Raw genomic sequence first — 17879 nt, forward strand, 5'->3', positions numbered from 1 at the left:
ACCTCGGGACGGGGGTTGACGGGACACCCGCGCCTCGCATTGGGTTAGGCTCACCTAACTAAGGCTGGCCTAACTCGTTGGGCCTTCGAGGGAGGAACCGCATGGACGGCACCGGTGGGCCCAGGCCCGTCGCCTTCGTGACGGGAGCGGCCGGCGGCGTCGGCGCCGCCGTCGCCCGCGCGCTGGCCGCCGCCGGTGCGGCGGTCGCCGTGGTGGACCGGGACGCGGCCGGTGCCGCCGCGGTGGCCGCCGGCCTGGGGCCGGGGCGCGCGCTGGCGTGCCCGGCCGACGTGTTCGACGGGGACGCGGTCGAGGACGCGGTCGAACGCGCCGAGCGGGAACTCGGCCCGATCGGCGTCCTGGTCAACGTCGCCGGGATCCGCCGCCCCGTCACCCCTCGCACCACCGCCGCGGACCACGCCGTCCCGGACCGAGCCCTCCCGGACGGCGGTCTCGGTGACCACGGTCTCCTTGACCACGGTCTCCTTGACCACGGGGGCGGGACGTTCGCGGTGCGCGCGACCGGTGTCTTCCTGGTCTCCCGCGCCGTCGCCCGCCGCATGGTCTCGCGCCGGTCGGGCTCCATCGTCACGGTCGACACCGGCCCGCCCGACCCGGGCGGCCGCCCGGGCCCGCCCCTGTCGGCCCGCGCGGTGTGCGGGGCGGCGGCCGTTCAGTTCACCCGGTGCCTGGGGGACGAACTCGCCGCCTACGGGATCCGCTGCGCGGTCGTCCCGCCCGGCGCCACCGAGGCCGCCGCCGTGCGCGCCCTGCGGGCGGAGACCCTGGACGGGACGTGGCGGGCCCGCACGGGCACGGGCCCGATCCGCACGGGCACGGTGCCGGTGCCGGTGCTGACGCCAGTGCCGACGCCGGTGCCGACGCCCGTCAGCCGGGCGGGAGCCGCTGCGCGAGGACCCGGCCCGGCCAGTCACCGACCATGAACTCCCCGGCGGGCGTGAAACCGTTGCCGCGGTAGTACTCGACCAGGCGCCCGTCGCCGCCCCCGTAGCAGTCGACGCGCAGGAGCCCGGTGCCCTGGCGCCGGGCCCGCTCGCGGGCGTGCTCGATCAGCGCGGCGCCCACCCCGAGTCCCGCGAACGCCCGGTCGGTGACCAGGAGGGTGATGTAGACCTCCGGCTCCTCCACCGGCGCGACGTACGGCGGCGGGCCGGAGGACAGGGCCATCGCCCCGGCGGGACGGCCGCCGACCTCCGCGATCCAGATCTCGTCGTCACGGGCGATCCCGCCGACCCGCTCCACGCCCCGCGGGCTGGCGCTCCAGGGGGTGTCGCCCCACTGGCCCGACCGGCCCTGGCCCGAGAGCCACGCCACCGCGCCGTCCAGCATCGCCAGGATCAGCGGCGCGTCCTCCGCGCCGCCACGCCGGATCTCCATGCCTCGCCCTTCCTTGGTCGACCGGGCCGCGGGTCAGGAGGCGATGAACGCCTCGGCGCGGCGGAACAGCCCGAGGGTGATGGAGTGCAGCAGGTCTCCGGTCTCCTTCGGCGCCTTGCCGGCGAACGCGCGGGCGTGCGTCCCCTCCAGGACGATGCCGAGCTTGAAGCAGGCGAGCACCGCGTACCAGGTGATCGCCGACAGGTCCCGGCCGGCGGCCGCGCCGGGCCGCCCGGCGTAGGCCGCGACCAGCTCACCGGGGCCGGGCAGGCCGCCCGCCTCGCCCAGCGGACCGGCCAGCGTGGCGCTCGCGTCGCCGCCGTCGGGCCAGGTGGCCAGCAGCCAGCCCAGGTCGAGCAGCGGGTCGCCGATCGTGCACATCTCCCAGTCGACGATCGCCGCCACCCGCGGCCCGTCGAAGGCGTACATCAGGTTGGCCAGGTGGTAGTCCCCGTGCATGATCCCCGGCCGCCAGGCGGCGGGCCGGTTCGCCTCCAGCCAGTCCGCGATCCGGCCGAGCCCGGGGATGTCGGGGCCGGGATAGCCGTCCAGCGCGCCGTACCCCTCCAGCTCGGACATCCACCGGCCGACCTGGCGCTCCAGGAACCCCTCCGGCTTGCCGAAATCGGACAGCCCCACCGCCTCGTGGTCGACGGCGCCCAGCGCGGCCAGCGCCCTGGCCGCGTTCAGGCCCATCTCGTGCCGCATCGCCGGGTCGGACGCGTGCGGCTCGGGAAGGGTGACCGAGGCGTTGAAGCCCTCGACCGGCGTCATCAGGTAGAACACCGAACCGTTCATGACCCGCTCGTCGGCGCAGGCGGCGATGACGCGCGGCGCGGGCACGTCGGTGCCCGCCAGCGCCGTCAGCACCCGCGCCTCGCGGCGGAGCACGTCGTTGGTGCGGGACCGCAGATGCCGGGGGCCGCGGCGCAGCACGTACGCGCGGCCGCCGCGGCGGAAGCGCACCAGCACGTTCTGGGTGCCGCCGGTCAGCGCGGCGACGTCCTCGAACGGTCCGTCCGGCAGGCCCTGCCCGGTCATCCAGGCGCCCAGGACCTCGAAGTCCACGAGCTCGCGCTCGATCCGGCCGGGCTGCTCCACGGTGGTCTCCCTCGAAGCGACAGAGCCGAGACTAACAGTGATGCACTTGCATTAATCATTGAGGAGAGCACATTATCAGCGGGACGGCCGGGGCCGCCGGGCGGCGCTCCGGTGACGGCCCGCGACAGCGAGGAGACCGGGATGGCCTGGGATTTCGAGACCGACACCGAGTACCAGCGGCTGCTCGACTGGGCCGACGCCTTCGTCCGCGACGAGGTCGAACCCCTCGACCTGGTGCTGGGCGACCCCTACGACAAGACCGACCCCCGGTTCAAGGAACTGGTCCGCCCCCTCCAGGAACGGGTGAGGGAACGCGGCCTGTGGGCCTGCCACCTCGGCCCCGAGCTGGGCGGCCAGGGGTACGGCCAGGTCAAGCTGGCCCTGCTGAACGAGATCCTGGGCCGCTCCCGCTGGGCGCCGTCGGTGTTCGGCTGCCAGGCCCCCGATTCCGGGAACGCCGAGATCCTCGCCCACTTCGGCACGCCGGAGCAGAAGGAGCGCTACCTCGCGCCCCTGCTGAACGGCGAGATCTCCTCCTCGTACTCGATGACCGAGCCGCACGGCGGCGCCGACCCGACCCTGTTCACCACGCGCGCCGTGCGCGACGGCGACGGATGGGTCATCAACGGGGAGAAGTGGTTCTCCTCCAACGCCCGGCACGCCGCGTTCATCATCGTGATGGCCGTGACCGACCCCGACGTCAGCGCCTACCAGGGCATGTCGATGTTCATCGTCCCCGCCGGGACGCCCGGCCTCACCATCGTCCGCAACGTGGGGGTGGGCGGCGAGCGCGAGGGCTCGCACGGCTACCTGCGCTACGAGGACGTCCGGGTCCCCGCGGGGAACCTCCTCGGCGCCGAGGGCGGCGCGTTCGTCATCGCCCAGACCCGGCTGGGCGGCGGGCGCATCCACCACGCCATGCGGACGATCGCCCAGGTCCGCAAGGCGTTCGACATGATGTGCGAGCGCGCGGTGTCGCGCGAGACCCGCTTCGGCCCGCTCGCCCGGCTCCAGATGACCCAGGAGAAGATCGCCGACAGCTGGATCGAGATGGAGCAGTTCCGGCTGCTGGTGCTGCGCACCGCCTGGCTCATCGACAAGCACGGCGACTACAAGAAGGTCCGCAAGGACATCGCGGCCGTGAAGGCCGCCATGCCCAAGGTCTTCCATGACGTCGTCCAGCGCGCCATGCACCTGCACGGCGCCCTGGGGGTGTCCGGGGAGATGCCCTTCGCGAGCATGCTGCTGGGCGCCCAGGCGCTGGCCATCGCCGACGGCCCCACCGAGGTCCACAAGATCACCGTGGCGCGGCAGCTGCTCCGCGACCTTGAGCCCGTCGAGGGACTGTGGCCCAGCGGGCACCTGCCCACCCGCCGCGAGGAGGCCCGCGCCCGTTACGCCGCCGCGCTGGAACACGCCCTGGGAAACGAGTGACCGCCACGACCCGCGAGCGCCTGCTGGACGCCGCCCAGCACCTGTACGCCCGGCGCGGCCTGGACGCGGTGAGCCTCCGCGAGATCAACCAGGCCGCGGGGGCGCGCAACGCCACCGCCGTCCAGTACCACTTCGGCGACCGCGCCGGGATCGTACGGGCCGTCTTCGACCGCCACCGGCCCGACATCGAGGCGCGCCGGCACGCCCTCCTGGACGCCTACGAGGCCGGGCGCCGCGCCCCCGGGCGCCGCGGTGACCCGGCGGCGCGGCAGGAGGACGTGCGGGCGCTGGCGGGGGCGCTGGTGCGGCCCCTGGCCGCCCGGCTGGAGGACGAGGGAGGCCGGGACTTCCTGCGGATCTGGGCCGAGGTGATCAACCGCCCAGGCCCGCTCGCCCCGACCGCCGCTCTGGAGGATCCGCGCGACAGCGTGTACCGGTGGCGGATGCTGGTGCTGCCGCTGCTGGAGGCGGACGCGGCGCGGCTGCACCGGCGCTTCGTCGCGATCCAGCACGCCTCGATCGCGCTCGGGCGGCGGGCCCGTTCGGGCCCGCACACCGACGACCGGCTGTTCGTCAGCTACCTGATCGACGTCGTCACGGCGATCCTGGCCGCCCCGGTGTCGGAGGAGACCCGCGCGCTGGCCGCCGAACGCGACGCCGCCCTGGAGGACCGGCCGCCCGGCGGGTCACATTCGTCCAAGACCGCGTCACGGCAGGCGCCGCAGACTGGGCATGTCACCGAATAAGACCGACATGACCAGGGAGGACGGCATGACCGCCACGCCCAGGAACACCTTCTACCCGCTCGTGAAGTACCGCGACCCGGCCAAGGCGATGGACTGGCTGGAGCAGGCCTTCGGCTTCGTCCCGCTCGCCGCGCACAAGGACGACGACGGCCGGGTCGTGCACGCCGAGATGCGCTACGACACCGGCATCGTCATGTTCGGCGCGGGCGAGCCGGGCGGGCCCGGAGTGTACGTCGCCGTGGACGACCCGGACGCCCACCACGACCGGGCCCGGGAGGCCGGGGCGGAGATCTTCCGGGGGCTGAGCGACCAGTCGTACGGGTCACGCGACTACGCCGCCCGCGACCCCGAGGGCAACGAGTGGTACTTCGGGACCTACCGTCCCTGACGCCGAAAATCGGGGGAGAGGTCCGGTACCGCGGTGCTACGGTGCCAGGGCCGGCCGCGGGACTCCGGCGCGACTTCCGGAACCCGCCCTTTACAGCGATGATTCGCCGCTCGTGCCCCCATTCCCCGGCCGGCCCCGGACCCTTCCCGAGACGGCGTGGCATGAGCGAGACGATGGCGGACCTGGTCGCCTGCGAGGACGTGCTGATGTTCGTCAACGCGGCGATCACCTCCACCGGCCAGGAGGAGTTCCACGACGGCGGGGGCGGTCAGCGGCTCTCCCTCGCCTTCCTGCACGCGTACATGCTGGCCAACTACCGGGAGCTGTACGCGGCGGTGCTCGCGCTGGACGTCAACGACCACAACGCGGCCATGATCGTCCGCAACCTGCTGGTGCACGCGGCGGACGCCGGCGGCCCGGACCGGCGGCGGGCGGAGGGCCGGCTGATCGCCGCCAGGCTGGAGGCCCTGCCGCCCCAGCGTGTACTGCGGCTGTTCCGCGACCTGCGCCGGGCCGGGGTGAACAACCGCCGCACCCGCGCCATCCTGCGGGACTGGATGGCCGCGCGCCCCGACCCCGCCTTCGTCTCCGTCAAGTACCGCGGGGCCGTCCGGGACGCCGTCCGGCACGCCCACCTCCGCGTCGACCCGGAGCTGGGGGACTTCCTCTTCGCGCCCCGCGCGCGGACCTCGTTCCCCACCCCGATGTTCGAGACCTGGCGCCGCGCCCACTACGAGCAGGCGGCGCTGTACGAGCTGCCCTACACGGTCGCCGAGGGCTTCGCGGCCAAGCACCGCATCCCCAGGCAGGTCTTCCTGGAGCGCATCGAGCCCCGCATGACCCGCCTCGAACGCCTGCGCCTCCAGGCGAACGCCGGTGAGCACAAGGCCGGCTCCGTCCGCACCGACCTGTCGGCCATGCCCCTGACCAGGCTCGCCTCGTACGTCCTGGCCCTGCCCCTGGACGAACGGGCCGAGCGCCGCGAGGAACTGACGACCGCGCTGCGCGCCGCGGCGCGGCGGACCGCAGGCTCCGCCGCCGGCAGGTGGGGGAGGGTCACCGCCGTCCTGGACGACAGCTACTCCACCACCGGCTCCGGGCAGAAGCGCCGCCGCCCGCTCGCGGTGGCGCTCGCCTGCCACCACCTGCTGCGGGTCCTCGCCACGCGGTACACCCCGCTGTGGTGCTCGGGCCGCTCCGACGCCCTGCTCCTGTACCCGTACGGGCCCACGCCCCTCGGCGAGCGGATCCTCGACGCCCTCGACACCGGCGCGGACCCGCCCCCCGACCGGCTCGTCATCGTCTCCGACGGCTGGGACAACGCCCCGCCCGGCCTGGCCGCCGAGGTGCTGCGCGTCTGGCGCGCCCGGCTCGACCCGGACCGGCGGGTGGCGATCACCCATCTGAACCCGGTGTACGACGCCGGCGGCTACGACGTGCGCAGGCTCGCGCCCACGGTTCCCACCGTGGGCATCAGGGACGCCGAGGACCTGCCCACGCTGGTCGAGCTGGCCCGCTTCGCCGAGGGCCGCGCCGGGATCGAGGACGTCCGCGCCTACCTCGGCGAGCGGGTGGCGCGCTTCACCGGAGGTGCCTGATGCCGTCCCTGTCTCTCGCCGGCCTGGCCACCGGGCCCGCGCAGGCCTGGGGCTCGGTCAGGCTGGTGCCCCTGCTCCGCGACGAGCCCGTCCCGCACCTGCGGCTGCACCGCAGGGTCTACCGCGACCCCTCGATCGTCGAGGTGGGCGACGGCACCGTCTACACCTCGTTCATCCCGCACGCCTTCGTCGCGACCTGGCAGGACGGCGACGGGCCCGCCGCCTCGTACGGCACCCGCCTGCTGGATAAGGACGACGCCGGGACCGGCCCCGCGCGGATGCCGATCCGGGTCCGCCGGCGGATGGCGCGGCGCGTGGCCAGGGACCGGCTGCGCTTCCTGCCGCTGCACCTGGCCGTCGAGGGATACCTGGCGCTGCACTTCGGCGGACCGGAGATCGCCTGGGAGGAGTGGTCGCGGCGGGCGCTGGACCGCGGCCTGTCGCCCCGGTGCGAGGAGTCCTACCTCGGCCTGCACGTCCAGGGCCTGGAGGACGCCCTGGGCGTCTTCGAGATCCATCCCGGCCAGTGCGGTGTCATGATCTACGTCGCGGACGCCCTGGCGGGCGCCTTCGTCGTGCCGCACCCCGACGACTACCGCGCCCTGCACGCCACCCTCGTGGAGGACCTCTACGGCGAGCGGATCTACCAGTACGGCCTGCTCAGGCCGCCGCTGGACGGCATGCTCGTGCGGATCGACGACACCCGCGTCCGCACCCCGCGGGACCTGCGCGCGGAGGCCGCGCGGTTCCAGGCGGAATGGGCGCGGTTCCACGACGAGGTCATGGCGGGCGGGCTCTTCGACCCGGACGGTACCTACCAGGAGGTCCAGTACCTCAACGGGTTCACGCTGGGGCGTTTCCTGCCCTCCTTCGCCCTACGGCGGGAGAACCACATCGGCGAGGCCGTCACCGACGGGGAGGGCCGGATCGCCTACCTCAAGTCCTTCCGCCTGTCCGACGGGCAGGTGCACCGCGGCCACCTCCTCACCCGCCTGGCCGCGCACGGCTGGCGGTTGGCCGACGCGGCCCCCGCCCTCGGCACCGACGCCGCCGGGCTGGCGCTGCGCCTGGAACGCTCGGGGTTCGGGTACCTGCTGCGGCAGGACGTCCTCGACCACTACCGCGCCCAGGCGCGCGCCCGCTCCCAGGCACGCGCCCGCGCGCGGAGGTGACCGCCGCCGCGCGCCGCCGCCGCGCGCCTCGGCCCCGCGCCCTGAGCGTTATCCGCGCAGGCCGGCGAAGAGATCGTCCTCGTGGTCGGGCGCCTCGACCCGGGAGAGGTGCCGGATGAACGGCTCCGAGCCCAGCGCCATCTGCTGCGCCTCCTCCGGCAGCCGCAGCAGGAAGATGTTCTCGCCCTGGCTGGCGTGGGCCTCCAGGGCCTTGCGCTTGCGCTCCACGTACGCCGACACGTCCACCACACTGGTGATCATCTCGTCCGGCACCCCGAAGTCGTCGGGCAGGTCGAAGCCGCTCACGTCCATGCCGGAGTCCTTGAGGTACTCCATCAGCCGGACGATGCCCGACCGCGGGACCGCCGTGTAGTACAGCTTCGAGGGGATCCCGGTCGATTCGGTCGCGGCCACGGCGATCCGGTGGGCCTGGATGTGGTCGGGGTGCCCGTAGCCGCCGTTCTCGTCGTAGGTCACCACGACCTGGGGCCGGTAACGCTCCATCAACGCCGCCAGCGGCGCGGCGGCGGTCTCCACGGGCACGTTGGCGAACGCCTCCGGATGCCCGTTGGTCTCCCAGCCCACCATGCCCGAGTCGCGGTGGCCGAGCAGCTCGACATGGTCGACGCCGAGCAGGGCGGCCGACGCGCGCAGCTCCGCCAGCCGTCGCCGGGCCACCTCTTCGCCGTCATGGCCGTCGTCGGTCGGCTTGAGCCCGCCCGCGTCGTCGCCCGCCTCGCCGTTGGTGCAGGTGACCAGCACCGTGCGGATCCCCTCCTCGGCGCAGCGGGCCAGCAGCCCTCCGGTGCCGAGGACCTCGTCGTCGGGGTGCGCGTGCACCGCCATCAACGTGAGCTGCGGTTTCATGCCGATCTCCTCTGGTTCCAAAGCAACCGGCCCACTCTACGGTCCGGCACCGACACTCCAGGGCCGCCCGACCGCCTGGCCCCCGCCCGCCTGCCTGCCTGCTCGCGCGGCCGGGTCACACCTGCGAGGAGACCTCCATCGCCGACAGGTCCGCGGTGGTCAGCGGATGCGCCGGGGGCTCGAACGGGAACATCGAGGTGGCCCGGAGGCCGTCGACGACCAGCAGCTCGCCCGGCTCCAGCAGCCGCCAGTCCGGGTCCTCGTCCATCCGCTCGCTGGCGATCACGTACGCCGGCACGTGCCGCGCGCCGCCCGCGGGCTCCAGGTCCAGGCTCCCGGGCTCGTGCCCCGCCCCCAGGTGCCGGCCGGGGCGTTGCAGGTCGGGCTCCAGCACCCACAGCTCGTTGGGCGACGGGTAGCGCAGGGCCCACAGCCGCCTGGCCTCGGCCAGCAGGAGGTTGAGCGAGTAGACGGGCAGCTCGGCCGCGATCCGCCGTACGGCGGCGACCAGGCCCGCCGTGGTGTCGCCGTGCCGCCGGATCTCCGCGGTGATGTAGGCGAAGACCCTCTCGGAGTCGGTGTGCCCCTCCAGAAGCGCCCGGTCCACCTCGGTCAGCCACGAGTCGAGCACGTCCAGGCCCTGCACCACCCCGTTGTGCGCGAACAGGCGGTTCCTCATGTTGAACGGGTGCGCGTTGTGCACGCTGATCGAGCCGCTGGAGGCGTAGCGGACGTGCGACACGAACGTGTGCGACACGACGTTGCGGGCCGCGGAGGCGAAGTCGGGGTTCTCGTACGCGGCGATCGGCGCCCGGTCCCGGACGGGCTCGTCGCCGAGCGAGAACCAGCCCAGCCCGGTGCCGTCGGGCATCCGCCGGCTCTGGGCGTGCAGGCTCTGGGGGGCGTCCAGCAGCCAGAACGTGGCGCGCACCCGCGGTCCGCCGGTCGTCATCCCGAATAGTCGGCACATGCCTCCCACCATGCCCGACGTCGCGCCCGCCGCACATCGGGGCGCCGGACGGCCGGGCCCGGTAAGGAAGGACGAGCCCGTCCCCGGCCCCTTTCGGCGGAATATGCCTTCGACGGCCCGCCCCGCTTGGCGTACCGTCCGGATATGGGGTCGCCAGTGGTGCTGCTCGACATCGATGGAGTGCTCAATCCGTTCAAACGGCCGCATCGCGGCTACCGGCGCCACCGGTGCTCTCCCAATGGCGTCACCTTCAAACTCTGGCTGAACTCAGGGCACGGCCGGGTGCTCCTCGAACTGGCCGAGACGACCGGTGCCGAGCTGGCCTGGGCCAGTTACTGGTGTGACGAGGCCAACGTCTGGGTCTGCCCGAGGATCGGCCTGCCCGAGCTGCCGTTCGTGCCCATCCCGCGCTATCCCGGGATCACCGAGGGCGGGACGCGGGGGGCGTGGAAGGCCCGCCATGTCGCCTCCTGGGCGCAGCGCCGGCCCTTCGTCTGGTTCGAGGACGAGCCGGACGTCACCGACTGCGTCGCCGCCGAGCCCGGAGTCGGCGACCACCTTCTCGTGCCCGTGGACCCCCAGGTCGGCCTGACCGGGGAGCACATCGAACGGGCGGCCGGCTGGCTGCGCTCGCTCGGCGGCTGACGCTCAGGGCCGGCGCCCGGCGGCTGATCACACCCCGACCGGCGCCCCGGCCCCACGCGGGGCCGGGGCACCGGCCGGCGCCGCTCAGCGGGTCCGGCGCCGGCCGGTGGGCGGCGGCCTCAGCAGTAGCCGTTGACGAGGTCGCTGAGCGCCTGCTTCTCGGCCGCGTCGACCGTGAGGCCGTAGCGGTACTTCACATCGGTCCAGGAGCGGGCGTACATGCAGCGGAAGGCGGTGCGGGAGGGGATCCACTCCGCCGGGTCCTGGTCGCCCTTGGACTGGTTGACGTTGTCGGTGACCGCCCACAGCTGCGAGCTGGCCCGGTCGTTGGCGAACGACTCCCGCCGGGAGGTCGTCCAGGAACTGGCCCCCGAACGCCATGCCTCGGCGAGCGGGACCATGTGGTCGATGTCGACGTCGGACGCCTGGGTCCAGGTGGCGCCGTCGTAGGGGCTGTACCACGATCCGGAGATCGCGGCGCAGCTGGAGTCGGTCTGGACGTTGGTTCCGTCCCTCTGGAGGACGATCTCGCGGGTGTTGCAGCTGCCCGACACCGTGCTCCAGTGCGGGAACAGATCGCGGTCGTAACCGCTGGAGGACCCCTCGGCGGCGACGCGCAGCGCCGCCAGGTGCTCGAGGGTGGTGGCCTTGCCGGGCGGGGCCGGCGGTGAGGCGAGGGCGTGCGGCGCGCTCAGCACCGCGGCGGACAGGGAGACGGCGAGGGCGGCTGCGGTGATCCCCGTGCGTTTCACGGGTCTCCTCCTCTGCTTGGGAGCATCAGCGGCCTCAGTGTCATTTAGCGGGATAAACCGGAAATGTCCGTTAGCTACCGACAAGGTCACGGTTCTGTTACGGCCGCCGTCTCACATTCGTCCAAGACGCGCGCCGCGCCGGCCGCCTAGCGTCCTGCTTTCCGACATGCGGAAATGGAGATGATCATGGCTCGACCACGGGTTCTGGATTTCGCCTACGGCTATATGCCGGCGCAGATCGTGTACGCCGCGGCGGAACTGCGGCTGGCCGACGCGCTGGCCGGCGGGCCCCGGACGAGCGCGGAACTGGCCGGGGAGACCGGGACGCACGCGCCGTCCCTCTACCGGCTGCTGCGCGCGCTCGCCTCCATGGGCGTCGTGGCCCAGCGGGAAGCCGACCTCTTCGAACTGACCTCGGCGGGGGAGGTCCTGAGGAGCGACCACCCCGCCTCGGTGCGGGGGCTGATCGGTCTCTACTGCGGGCCCGAGGTGTGGCGGTCATGGGGCGACCTGACCGCCACCGTGCGCAGCGGCGAACCCGCCTGGGACCGGCTCGTCGGGATGAGCTCGTTCGAGTTCATGGCGGGCGACGAGGAACTGGCGGCGACGTTCAACCGGGCCATGGCCGAGCACACGCGCGAGGTCGCCCCCGGGATCGTCGAGGCGTACGACTTCGGCCGGTTCGGCACCATCGCCGACCTCGGCGGGGGAGACGGCACCCTGCTGGCCGCGATCCTGCGGGCCGTTCCGGAGGCGCGGGGCGTCCTGGTGGACCTCCCCGCCGGTCTGGCCGGCGCCGACCGCACACTCGCCGAGGCGGGCGTGGCCGGCCGCTGCGAGGTGGTCCCGGGGGACTTCTTCGAGTCCGTTCCGGAAGGCGCCGACGCCTACCTGCTCAAGAGCGTGATCCACGACTGGAACGACGAGAAGGCCGCCGCCGTCCTGCGCACCTGCCGGAAGGCGATGCGCCCGGACGCCCGCGTGATCCTGGTGGAATTCGTCATGCCGCCGGTGATCAGCCCGGAGAACGCCGGGAACGTCATGAGCGACGTGAACATGATGGTCGTGGTGGACGGCAGGGAACGCACCGAAAGGGAATTCCGCGACCTGCTGGAGCGCGCCGGATTCCGGCTCACCTTCATCACCGCCGCGCCCACCTCCTCCGGTTACCGCGTGATCGAGGCGGCGCCCGCCGATTAGGCCGGACCGGGGCGGCTCAGGCGGCTCAGGCGGCTCGGAGCGGAGCGGCGGCGGCTCAGGCGGCTCAGGCGGAGCGGCGGCGGTCCGGGGGGCGGCACGGATGTCAGAGGCCGCTTACCGTCGCGGGGCCGCCGCCGGGCAGGATGGGGTCCGCCGGTCTCAGGCCCACACAAGGAGTTCGCATGAGTTCTCTCGCCGGACGCGTCGCCCTGGTCACCGGGGGAGGCCGGGGCATCGGCCGCGCCGTGGCCCTGGCCCTGGCCGCCGACGGCGCCGCCGTGGCCATCGCCTACCGGCGCGACGAGCAGGCCGCCGCCGCGACCGTGGCCGGCCTGGAGGCCGCGGCGCCGGACGCCGCCCACCGCGCCTACCGGGCCTCGGTGGACGTTCTCGACGACTGCCGGGCCCTGGCCGGCCGCGTCGAGGCCGACTACGGGCGGCTGGACATCCTCGTGCACAGCGCGGGCATCGCCAGCCGCGGGCGCGGCGTGGCCGACACCGACCCCGCCGAGCCGGCCCGGCTGCTCGCGGTGCACGCGCTCGGCCCGCACCACCTCAGCCAGGCGCTGCTGCCCCTGATGCGGCGGTCCCCCCGCAGCGACATGATCTTCATGTCCAGCATGATCACAGACCGGTTCCCCGCCTACGGCGCCCCGTACGCGATGGGCAAGGCGGCGATGGAGGCCCTCGCGCACACCCTCGCCAAGGAGGAGCGCGGCAACGGCATGCACGTCAACATCGTCGCCCCGGGCCTGGTGGACACCGACATGGGCCAGCGCCTGATCAGGGCGACGGCGGGCATCGAGGACATCCGGGACCACGACGCCGCCTCCCCGTACGGGCACGTGTGCACGCCCGAGGAGGTCGCGGAGGTCGTGCGCTTCCTCGTCTCCGACGGCGCCTCCTACGTCACCGACCAGCGCGTGGTCGTCGACGGGGGCACGTTCTAGAGAGCGGCTCAGGAACGCGTCCAGTCGGGCTGGAGGAAACCGGCCACCCGCGCCTCCCGGCCGAGCAGCACCACCTCGCGGAACTGCCAGAGCATCGCCCCGGTCGGCGGATGCACCACCCAGTCGGGGCGCAGCCGCATCTGCAGCAGCCGCCCGCCGCCGATCTGCGGAACCCAGCGCGGGGTGTCCTCGTCGGCGAGCCTGGCCAGGGACACGTGGTGAACGGAGTGGACCTCCGCCGGGCTGGGCCGCAGGGGGCCCGGGTCGGCCGGGGCCACCACGACCGGCGTGATCGAGAAACCGGACGCGGCGGGGAAGTCGTCGAGCCGGCCGAGCACCTCGGCCGGGCCCACCCGCAGCCCCAGCTCCTCGTCCAGCTCGCGCAGCGCCGCCTCCACCGGTGTCTCGCCCTCGTCCACCCGGCCGCCGGGCAGGCCCCACTGCCCCGCGTTCCGTCCCCGGTAGGCCCGCTTGATGAGGATCACCGAGGGCACGCCCTGGTGCTCGACCACGCACACCACGACACCGGCCCGGCGGGAACCGGGGGAGTCGGGGACGGTGGTGTGGGCGAACGCGCCGAGCCGGTCGGCGGCGACCTCCCGGAACGAGACCAGGGTCGCCGGGGGAGCCGGGAGGGGATCGGTCATGCGCCGATCATCTCAGCCCCCGGCGCGGCGGCCGGTGGCGTGGTCAGGCCGGCCGGTCGGGCGGGGCGTGCTGCCGCCGGGCGTAGCGGGCGGGCGAGGTGCCGACCGAGGCGGTGAAATCGCGGGTGAAATGGGCCTGGTCGGCGTATCCGAGCTCGGCCGCCAGCGCCGCCCAGCCGATCTCGGTCCCCGCGGCCGCCCGCTCGGCGGCCTCCAGCATCCGGTGGCGCCGGATCACCCACTTGGGCCCGACGCCCACGTACTCCTGGAACAGCCGCTGCAGGCCGCGCGGGCCGATGCCCAGATCGGCGGCCAGGTCGTCCACGCGCGTGAGGGCGGGGGACGCGGCGATGCGCTCGACGATCTCCGCGGCCCGCAGGGCCCGCGGATCGGGGGCGGGCGGGCACCGGCCGAGCAGGAACGCCTCCAGCCGCGCCACGGCGCCGTCCGCGTCCGGCGTCCCGAAGATCTCCCCGCCCAGCCGGCGCCCGGCGGGCCCGAACACCTCCGCCACCGCGGGCGTCCGCCCGGTGATCGCCGACACGGGCGCGCCCAGGAACGGCCGGAAGCCGCCGGGCCGGAACGCCGCCCCCACCACGCGGCCCTCCCCGGCGATCTCCTCCACGAACTCGTCCCGGACCACGCCCACGATCCTGGCGCGGGTCGCCCCGGTCGTCAGGTAAGAGGTGAAGGTCATGTGGACGGAAGGACGGGTGAGCACCCGCTGCCGGTGCGGCGGCCGGCCGCGCAGGTCCCACGTCAGCACCCAGAGGTACTCCACGAACCGCGCCAGCTCCGGTGACGGCGCGATCCTGGTGACGTGGAAGCGGTCCCGTGCCGTACGGGCGTCCAGGACGCCCCGGCTGGTTCCGGGCAGGGTCCGGGCCATCTCCCCAGGCTAACGGGGCCCCGTCGCGTTTGTTCAAGACCGCCTGCGCTCCGCGCTCCTAGCCTGAAGGCGTCCCGTACGCGGGACGTGACAGGAATACAAGGCAGCGGACATAGGAGTGGCCATGGGGACGGACACGGGGGCCGACACGAGGGCCGAGAAGGGGACGGAGACGGCGGCCGGGGCCAAGGCGGACCGGGACGCCGCCGCCGAACTGCGCGGCCTGGTGGTGCCCGCGGCGGAGACGGCGGCGCGCATCGTACGCGGCGTCCCGGCAGGGCTGCTGGACGCGCCCACCCCGTGCCCCCAGTGGGACGTGCGGGCACTGATCAACCATCTGATCTTCTGGACCGGGCGGGGCCAGACCGCCGCGCGCAAGCAGCCGCCGCAACCCGGAGCGGAGGAGGGGTACGACTTCACCCGCGACGGCGACTGGGCCGACCGCTACGCCGAGCAGGCCCTCGCGACCGCCGAGGCGTGGCGCGACGAGGCCGCGTGGGAGGGCGTCACCAGCCTCAGCGGCGACCCGCAGGGCGGCATGCCCGCGGTCCGCATCGGCGGGATGCTGTTCAGCGAGTGCGTGCTGCACGGCTGGGACCTCGCCGTCGCCACCGGCCAGGACCCCGCGCTTCCGGACCGGCTCGTCCGGGCCTCCTACGAGCAGGTGGCGTCCATCGCGGAGATGGGACGCCGGTACGGGGCGTTCGGCGAGCAGGTCGAGGTCGACGCCTCGGCGCCGCTGCTGGACCGGCTCCTGGGGCTGTCCGGACGCGACCCCCGCTGGAGGCCCTGAGCACGGCCGGGGCAGGCCACCCGGCCCTTCCGCAGGCCCCGCCCCGCCCTGCCGCGCGGGGCGGGGCGCGTCCCCGGCGCGAGCGGGGCGCCGGGCGCTCTACGCTTGGTGACATGTCTTCGACCTCGCCATCCTCCAACTCCTCCATCCGGGTGCGGTTCGCGCCCTCCCCGACCGGGCTGTTCCACGTGGGCGGCGCCCGGTCCGCCCTCTTCAACTGGGTCATGGCCAAGCAGTCGGGCGGCACGCTCGTGCTGCGGATCGAAGACACCGACGCCTCCCGCAACAGCCCGGCATGGACCGAGGGCATCATCCGTGCGCTGGCCTGGCTGGGCATGGACGGCGGCGAGTACGAAGGCCCCTACTTCCAGTCGGCCAACGCCGACAAGCACGCCGGCGCCGCCCGCGCGCTGCTCGGCGCGGGCCGGGCCTACTACTGCGACTGCACCCGCGAGGACGTGATCGCCCGCAGCGGCGACCAGCACCGGGGCTACGACGGCTTCTGCCGCGACCGCGGGCTGCAGCCGGGGCCGGGCCGGGCGCTGCGCTTCCGCACCCCCGACGAGGGCCAGACCACCGTGGTCGACCTGCTGCGCGGCAAGCCGGTCTTCGAGAACGCCGTCCTGGAGGACTTCGTCATCGCCCGCGCCGACGGCTCGGTGACGTTCCTGCTCGCCAACGCCGTGGACGACATCAGCCAGGGCATCACGCACGTGGTGCGCGGCGAGGAGCACCTGTCCAACGCCCCCAAGCAGCAGCTGCTGTGGGAGGCGCTGGGCGCCGAGCCGCCCGTGTGGGCGCACGTCCCCGTGATCGTCAACGAGAAGCGGCAGAAGCTGTCCAAGCGCCGCGACAAGGTGGCGCTGGAGGACTACCAGGCCGAGGGCTACCTCGCCGAGGCCATGCGCAACTACCTGATGCTGCTGGGCTGGGCCCCGTCGGGCGACCGCGAGATCGTGCCGTGGGAGGTCATCGTCGAGGAGTTCCGGATCGAGGACGTCAACACCTCGCCCGCCTTCTTCGACGTCAAGAAGCTGCGCGCGATCAACGGCGAGTACGTCCGGGCGCTGCCGCCCGAGCGGTTCGAGGCCGAGTGCCTGCCGTTCCTGGAGGACGCGCCGTTCCCCGTCGACCGGGGGGTGTTCGCGCAGCTCGCGCCGCTGGCGCAGACCCGGGTGGCGGTGCTGTCGGAGATCGTGCCGATGGTCGACTTCGCGTTCCTGGACGAGCCGCCCTTCGACGAGCAGTCCTGGAACAAGGGCATGAAGGGCCCCGCCGCCGAGATCCTCGCCGCCGCCGAGGAGGCGTACCGCGACGCGCCCTGGGAGGCCGGGGAGCTCAAGGACCGCCTGGAGCGGGTGGGCACCGAGCACGGCCTCAAGCTGGGCAAGACCCAGGCGCCGGTCCGGGTGGCCGTCACCGGCCGCACGGTGGGGCTGCCGCTGTTCGAGTCGCTGGAGGTCCTGGGGCGGGAGCGCACGCTCGCCCGCCTCGCCGCCGCCCGCGAGAGGCTCGCCGCCCGGCCGTCGTCCTGACGTCCCCCGCACGCGCTGAGGGCCACGGCCGCGTCCATCGCGGCCGTGGCCCTTCGCCGTACGGGCTCAGTAGCTCAGGAGGGGGACTCCTCCGGGGCGTTCACGGTGGAGTGCAGGTCGGCGACCCGGCGGTCCAGCTCGTCGAACTCCTCGCGCAGCGTGGAGGGGATCCGCTTGGCCAGGATCTCCAGCTGCTCCTCCACCGACGACAGCCGCTCCGCCACCTCGGCGGCCGAACGGGCCGCGCCGCCCGCCTCGTCCCCGGGCACCTCGTCCCCGGGGGCGCCGGGCACCTTGCTGGGGTCGGTGGACGGCCGGGCCTGCAGCAGCGCGGCCTGCTCGCGCAGCAGCGCCGCCTGCTCGCGCAACAGCCCGGCCTGCTCACGCAGCTGCTTGTTCTTGTTGTGCAGCTCCACGAAGACCGACACCTTGGCGCGCAGCACCCACGGGTCGAACGGCTTGGAGATGAAGTCCACCGCGCCGGCCGCGTACCCGCGGAAGGCGTAGTCGGGATCGCTGTTCACGGCCGTCAGGAAGATGATCGGAAGATCGCGGGTCTTGCGGCGGCGCTTGATGTCGCGCGCCGTCTCGAACCCGTCCATCCCCGGCATGACCACGTCCAGCAGGATCACCGCGTACTCGTCGGTCAGCAGCGCCTTGAGCGCCTCCTCCCCGGAACGGGCCCGGACCAGGTCCTGATCGAGCGAGCTGAGAATGGCCTCCAGCGCGATGAGGTTCTCCTCGCGGTCGTCCACGAGCAGGATCTTCGCCTTGTCGTCCACGCTGGTCTTCTC

At 73.8% G+C, this 17879-nt stretch carries 19 protein-coding genes; 11 read left to right on the top strand and 8 right to left on the bottom strand.

The features are described 5' to 3' along the window. Nucleotides 1–101 precede the first annotated feature (101 nt). Nucleotides 102–944 carry an SDR family NAD(P)-dependent oxidoreductase gene (locus IW256_RS15455; RefSeq protein ID WP_197011646.1) on the top strand — a complete coding sequence of 281 codons (843 nt, stop codon included), beginning with the start codon at nucleotides 102–104 and terminating at the stop codon, nucleotides 942–944. On the opposite strand, the gene IW256_RS15460 is transcribed toward IW256_RS15455, so the two are convergent. Continuing rightward, nucleotides 889–1398 carry a GNAT family N-acetyltransferase gene (locus tag IW256_RS15460; RefSeq protein ID WP_197011647.1) on the bottom strand — a complete coding sequence of 170 codons (510 nt, stop codon included), beginning with the start codon at nucleotides 1396–1398 and terminating at the stop codon, nucleotides 889–891. The two genes, IW256_RS15455 and IW256_RS15460, sit on opposite strands and share 56 nt — an antisense overlap. A 33-nt stretch (nucleotides 1399–1431) precedes the next feature. Continuing rightward, nucleotides 1432–2499 (bottom strand): phosphotransferase family protein, encoded by a 1068-nt coding sequence (locus IW256_RS15465; protein WP_307828901.1) that lies wholly within the window; start codon nucleotides 2497–2499, stop codon nucleotides 1432–1434. 141 nt (nucleotides 2500–2640) lie between these two features. Between IW256_RS15465 and IW256_RS15470 the strand changes: the two genes are divergently transcribed. From IW256_RS15470 to IW256_RS15490, 5 genes are all read left to right on the top strand, one after another. Further along, the gene (locus IW256_RS15470; protein ID WP_197011648.1) at nucleotides 2641–3933 is read left to right on the top strand and encodes an acyl-CoA dehydrogenase family protein; all 1293 of its coding nucleotides are present in this window, start codon (nucleotides 2641–2643) and stop codon (nucleotides 3931–3933) included. After that, the gene (locus IW256_RS15475) at nucleotides 3930–4679 is read left to right on the top strand and encodes a TetR/AcrR family transcriptional regulator (protein ID WP_197011649.1); all 750 of its coding nucleotides are present in this window, start codon (nucleotides 3930–3932) and stop codon (nucleotides 4677–4679) included. The genes IW256_RS15470 and IW256_RS15475 overlap by 4 nt, the downstream gene beginning before the upstream one ends. Before the next feature lie 7 nt (nucleotides 4680–4686). Then, nucleotides 4687–5067: a VOC family protein gene (locus IW256_RS15480; protein ID WP_231403794.1), complete on the top strand. Its 381-nt coding sequence runs from the start codon at nucleotides 4687–4689 to the stop codon at nucleotides 5065–5067. A 161-nt stretch (nucleotides 5068–5228) separates the two neighbouring features. Continuing rightward, nucleotides 5229–6665, top strand: coding sequence for a hypothetical protein (locus IW256_RS15485; protein ID WP_197011650.1), 1437 nt, complete (start codon nucleotides 5229–5231; stop codon nucleotides 6663–6665). Further along, nucleotides 6665–7837: an ARPP-2 domain-containing protein gene (locus IW256_RS15490; protein ID WP_197011651.1), complete on the top strand. Its 1173-nt coding sequence runs from the start codon at nucleotides 6665–6667 to the stop codon at nucleotides 7835–7837. The genes IW256_RS15485 and IW256_RS15490 overlap by 1 nt, the downstream gene beginning before the upstream one ends. Nucleotides 7838–7885: 48 nt before the next feature. Here the strand turns inward: IW256_RS15490 and IW256_RS15495 are convergent, their stop codons facing one another. Together IW256_RS15495 and IW256_RS15500 are read right to left on the bottom strand one after the other, a co-directional pair. After that, on the bottom strand, nucleotides 7886–8704 hold the full coding sequence (locus tag IW256_RS15495) for a PIG-L family deacetylase (RefSeq protein WP_197011652.1): 819 nt from the start codon (nucleotides 8702–8704) through the stop codon (nucleotides 7886–7888). 115 nt (nucleotides 8705–8819) lie between these two features. Continuing rightward, complete coding sequence (locus tag IW256_RS15500; RefSeq protein WP_307828902.1) at nucleotides 8820–9686, bottom strand: class II glutamine amidotransferase; 867 nt, start codon at nucleotides 9684–9686, stop codon at nucleotides 8820–8822. A 132-nt stretch (nucleotides 9687–9818) separates the two neighbouring features. On the opposite strand from IW256_RS15500, the gene IW256_RS15505 reads away from it, so the two are divergent. Beyond that, nucleotides 9819–10319 (top strand): HAD domain-containing protein, encoded by a 501-nt coding sequence (locus IW256_RS15505; protein ID WP_197011654.1) that lies wholly within the window; start codon nucleotides 9819–9821, stop codon nucleotides 10317–10319. Nucleotides 10320–10438: 119 nt separating this feature from the next. On the opposite strand, the gene IW256_RS15510 is transcribed toward IW256_RS15505, so the two are convergent. Further along, nucleotides 10439–11071 (bottom strand): GmrSD restriction endonuclease domain-containing protein, encoded by a 633-nt coding sequence (locus IW256_RS15510; RefSeq protein WP_197011655.1) that lies wholly within the window; start codon nucleotides 11069–11071, stop codon nucleotides 10439–10441. Nucleotides 11072–11257: 186 nt separating this feature from the next. Here IW256_RS15510 and IW256_RS15515 point away from each other — a divergent pair, with 186 nt between their 5' ends. Continuing rightward, nucleotides 11258–12271, top strand: coding sequence for a methyltransferase (locus IW256_RS15515; RefSeq protein WP_197011656.1), 1014 nt, complete (start codon nucleotides 11258–11260; stop codon nucleotides 12269–12271). Nucleotides 12272–12453: 182 nt separating this feature from the next. Beyond that, complete coding sequence (locus IW256_RS15520; protein ID WP_197011657.1) at nucleotides 12454–13221, top strand: SDR family NAD(P)-dependent oxidoreductase; 768 nt, start codon at nucleotides 12454–12456, stop codon at nucleotides 13219–13221. Nucleotides 13222–13229: 8 nt separating this feature from the next. Here the strand turns inward: IW256_RS15520 and IW256_RS15525 are convergent, their stop codons facing one another. Both IW256_RS15525 and IW256_RS15530 read right to left on the bottom strand, forming a co-directional pair. Further along, nucleotides 13230–13868, bottom strand: a complete 639-nt coding sequence (locus IW256_RS15525; RefSeq protein ID WP_197011658.1) for an NUDIX hydrolase — start codon at nucleotides 13866–13868, stop codon at nucleotides 13230–13232. Nucleotides 13869–13911: 43 nt separating this feature from the next. Then, nucleotides 13912–14757, bottom strand: a complete 846-nt coding sequence (locus tag IW256_RS15530) for a helix-turn-helix domain-containing protein (protein ID WP_197011659.1) — start codon at nucleotides 14755–14757, stop codon at nucleotides 13912–13914. Between the two features lie 124 nt (nucleotides 14758–14881). On the opposite strand from IW256_RS15530, the gene IW256_RS15535 reads away from it, so the two are divergent. Together IW256_RS15535 and gltX are read left to right on the top strand one after the other, a co-directional pair. Then, the gene (locus tag IW256_RS15535) at nucleotides 14882–15550 is read left to right on the top strand and encodes a TIGR03086 family metal-binding protein (RefSeq protein ID WP_197011660.1); all 669 of its coding nucleotides are present in this window, start codon (nucleotides 14882–14884) and stop codon (nucleotides 15548–15550) included. A 113-nt stretch (nucleotides 15551–15663) separates the two neighbouring features. Continuing rightward, entirely contained in the window at nucleotides 15664–17085 is a 1422-nt protein-coding gene (gene gltX, locus IW256_RS15540) for a glutamate--tRNA ligase (protein WP_197011661.1), read from the top strand. 74 nt (nucleotides 17086–17159) lie between these two features. On the opposite strand, the gene IW256_RS15545 is transcribed toward gltX, so the two are convergent. Further along, on the bottom strand, nucleotides 17160–17867 hold the full coding sequence (locus IW256_RS15545; protein WP_197011662.1) for a response regulator: 708 nt from the start codon (nucleotides 17865–17867) through the stop codon (nucleotides 17160–17162). Between the last annotated feature and the right edge of the window lie 12 nt (nucleotides 17868–17879).

This window comes from Actinomadura viridis, from assembly GCF_015751755.1.
Taxonomy (GTDB): Bacteria; Actinomycetota; Actinomycetes; order Streptosporangiales; family Streptosporangiaceae; genus Spirillospora; species Spirillospora viridis.

Coding starts and splice junctions, on each gene's coding strand:
- IW256_RS15455 (WP_197011646.1), top strand. CDS start 102: ATGGACGGCACCGGTGGGCCCAGGCCCGTCGCCTTCGTGACGGGAGCG.
- IW256_RS15500 (WP_307828902.1), bottom strand. CDS start 9,686: ATGGTGGGAGGCATGTGCCGACTATTCGGGATGACGACCGGCGGACCG.
- IW256_RS15460 (WP_197011647.1), bottom strand. CDS start 1,398: ATGGAGATCCGGCGTGGCGGCGCGGAGGACGCGCCGCTGATCCTGGCG.
- IW256_RS15485 (WP_197011650.1), top strand. CDS start 5,229: ATGAGCGAGACGATGGCGGACCTGGTCGCCTGCGAGGACGTGCTGATG.
- IW256_RS15490 (WP_197011651.1), top strand. CDS start 6,665: ATGCCGTCCCTGTCTCTCGCCGGCCTGGCCACCGGGCCCGCGCAGGCC.
- IW256_RS15480 (WP_231403794.1), top strand. CDS start 4,687: ATGACCAGGGAGGACGGCATGACCGCCACGCCCAGGAACACCTTCTAC.
- IW256_RS15495 (WP_197011652.1), bottom strand. CDS start 8,704: ATGAAACCGCAGCTCACGTTGATGGCGGTGCACGCGCACCCCGACGAC.
- IW256_RS15505 (WP_197011654.1), top strand. CDS start 9,819: ATGGGGTCGCCAGTGGTGCTGCTCGACATCGATGGAGTGCTCAATCCG.
- IW256_RS15520 (WP_197011657.1), top strand. CDS start 12,454: ATGAGTTCTCTCGCCGGACGCGTCGCCCTGGTCACCGGGGGAGGCCGG.
- IW256_RS15470 (WP_197011648.1), top strand. CDS start 2,641: ATGGCCTGGGATTTCGAGACCGACACCGAGTACCAGCGGCTGCTCGAC.
- gltX (WP_197011661.1), top strand. CDS start 15,664: ATGTCTTCGACCTCGCCATCCTCCAACTCCTCCATCCGGGTGCGGTTC.
- IW256_RS15515 (WP_197011656.1), top strand. CDS start 11,258: ATGGCTCGACCACGGGTTCTGGATTTCGCCTACGGCTATATGCCGGCG.
- IW256_RS15530 (WP_197011659.1), bottom strand. CDS start 14,757: ATGGCCCGGACCCTGCCCGGAACCAGCCGGGGCGTCCTGGACGCCCGT.
- IW256_RS15535 (WP_197011660.1), top strand. CDS start 14,882: ATGGGGACGGACACGGGGGCCGACACGAGGGCCGAGAAGGGGACGGAG.
- IW256_RS15525 (WP_197011658.1), bottom strand. CDS start 13,868: ATGACCGATCCCCTCCCGGCTCCCCCGGCGACCCTGGTCTCGTTCCGG.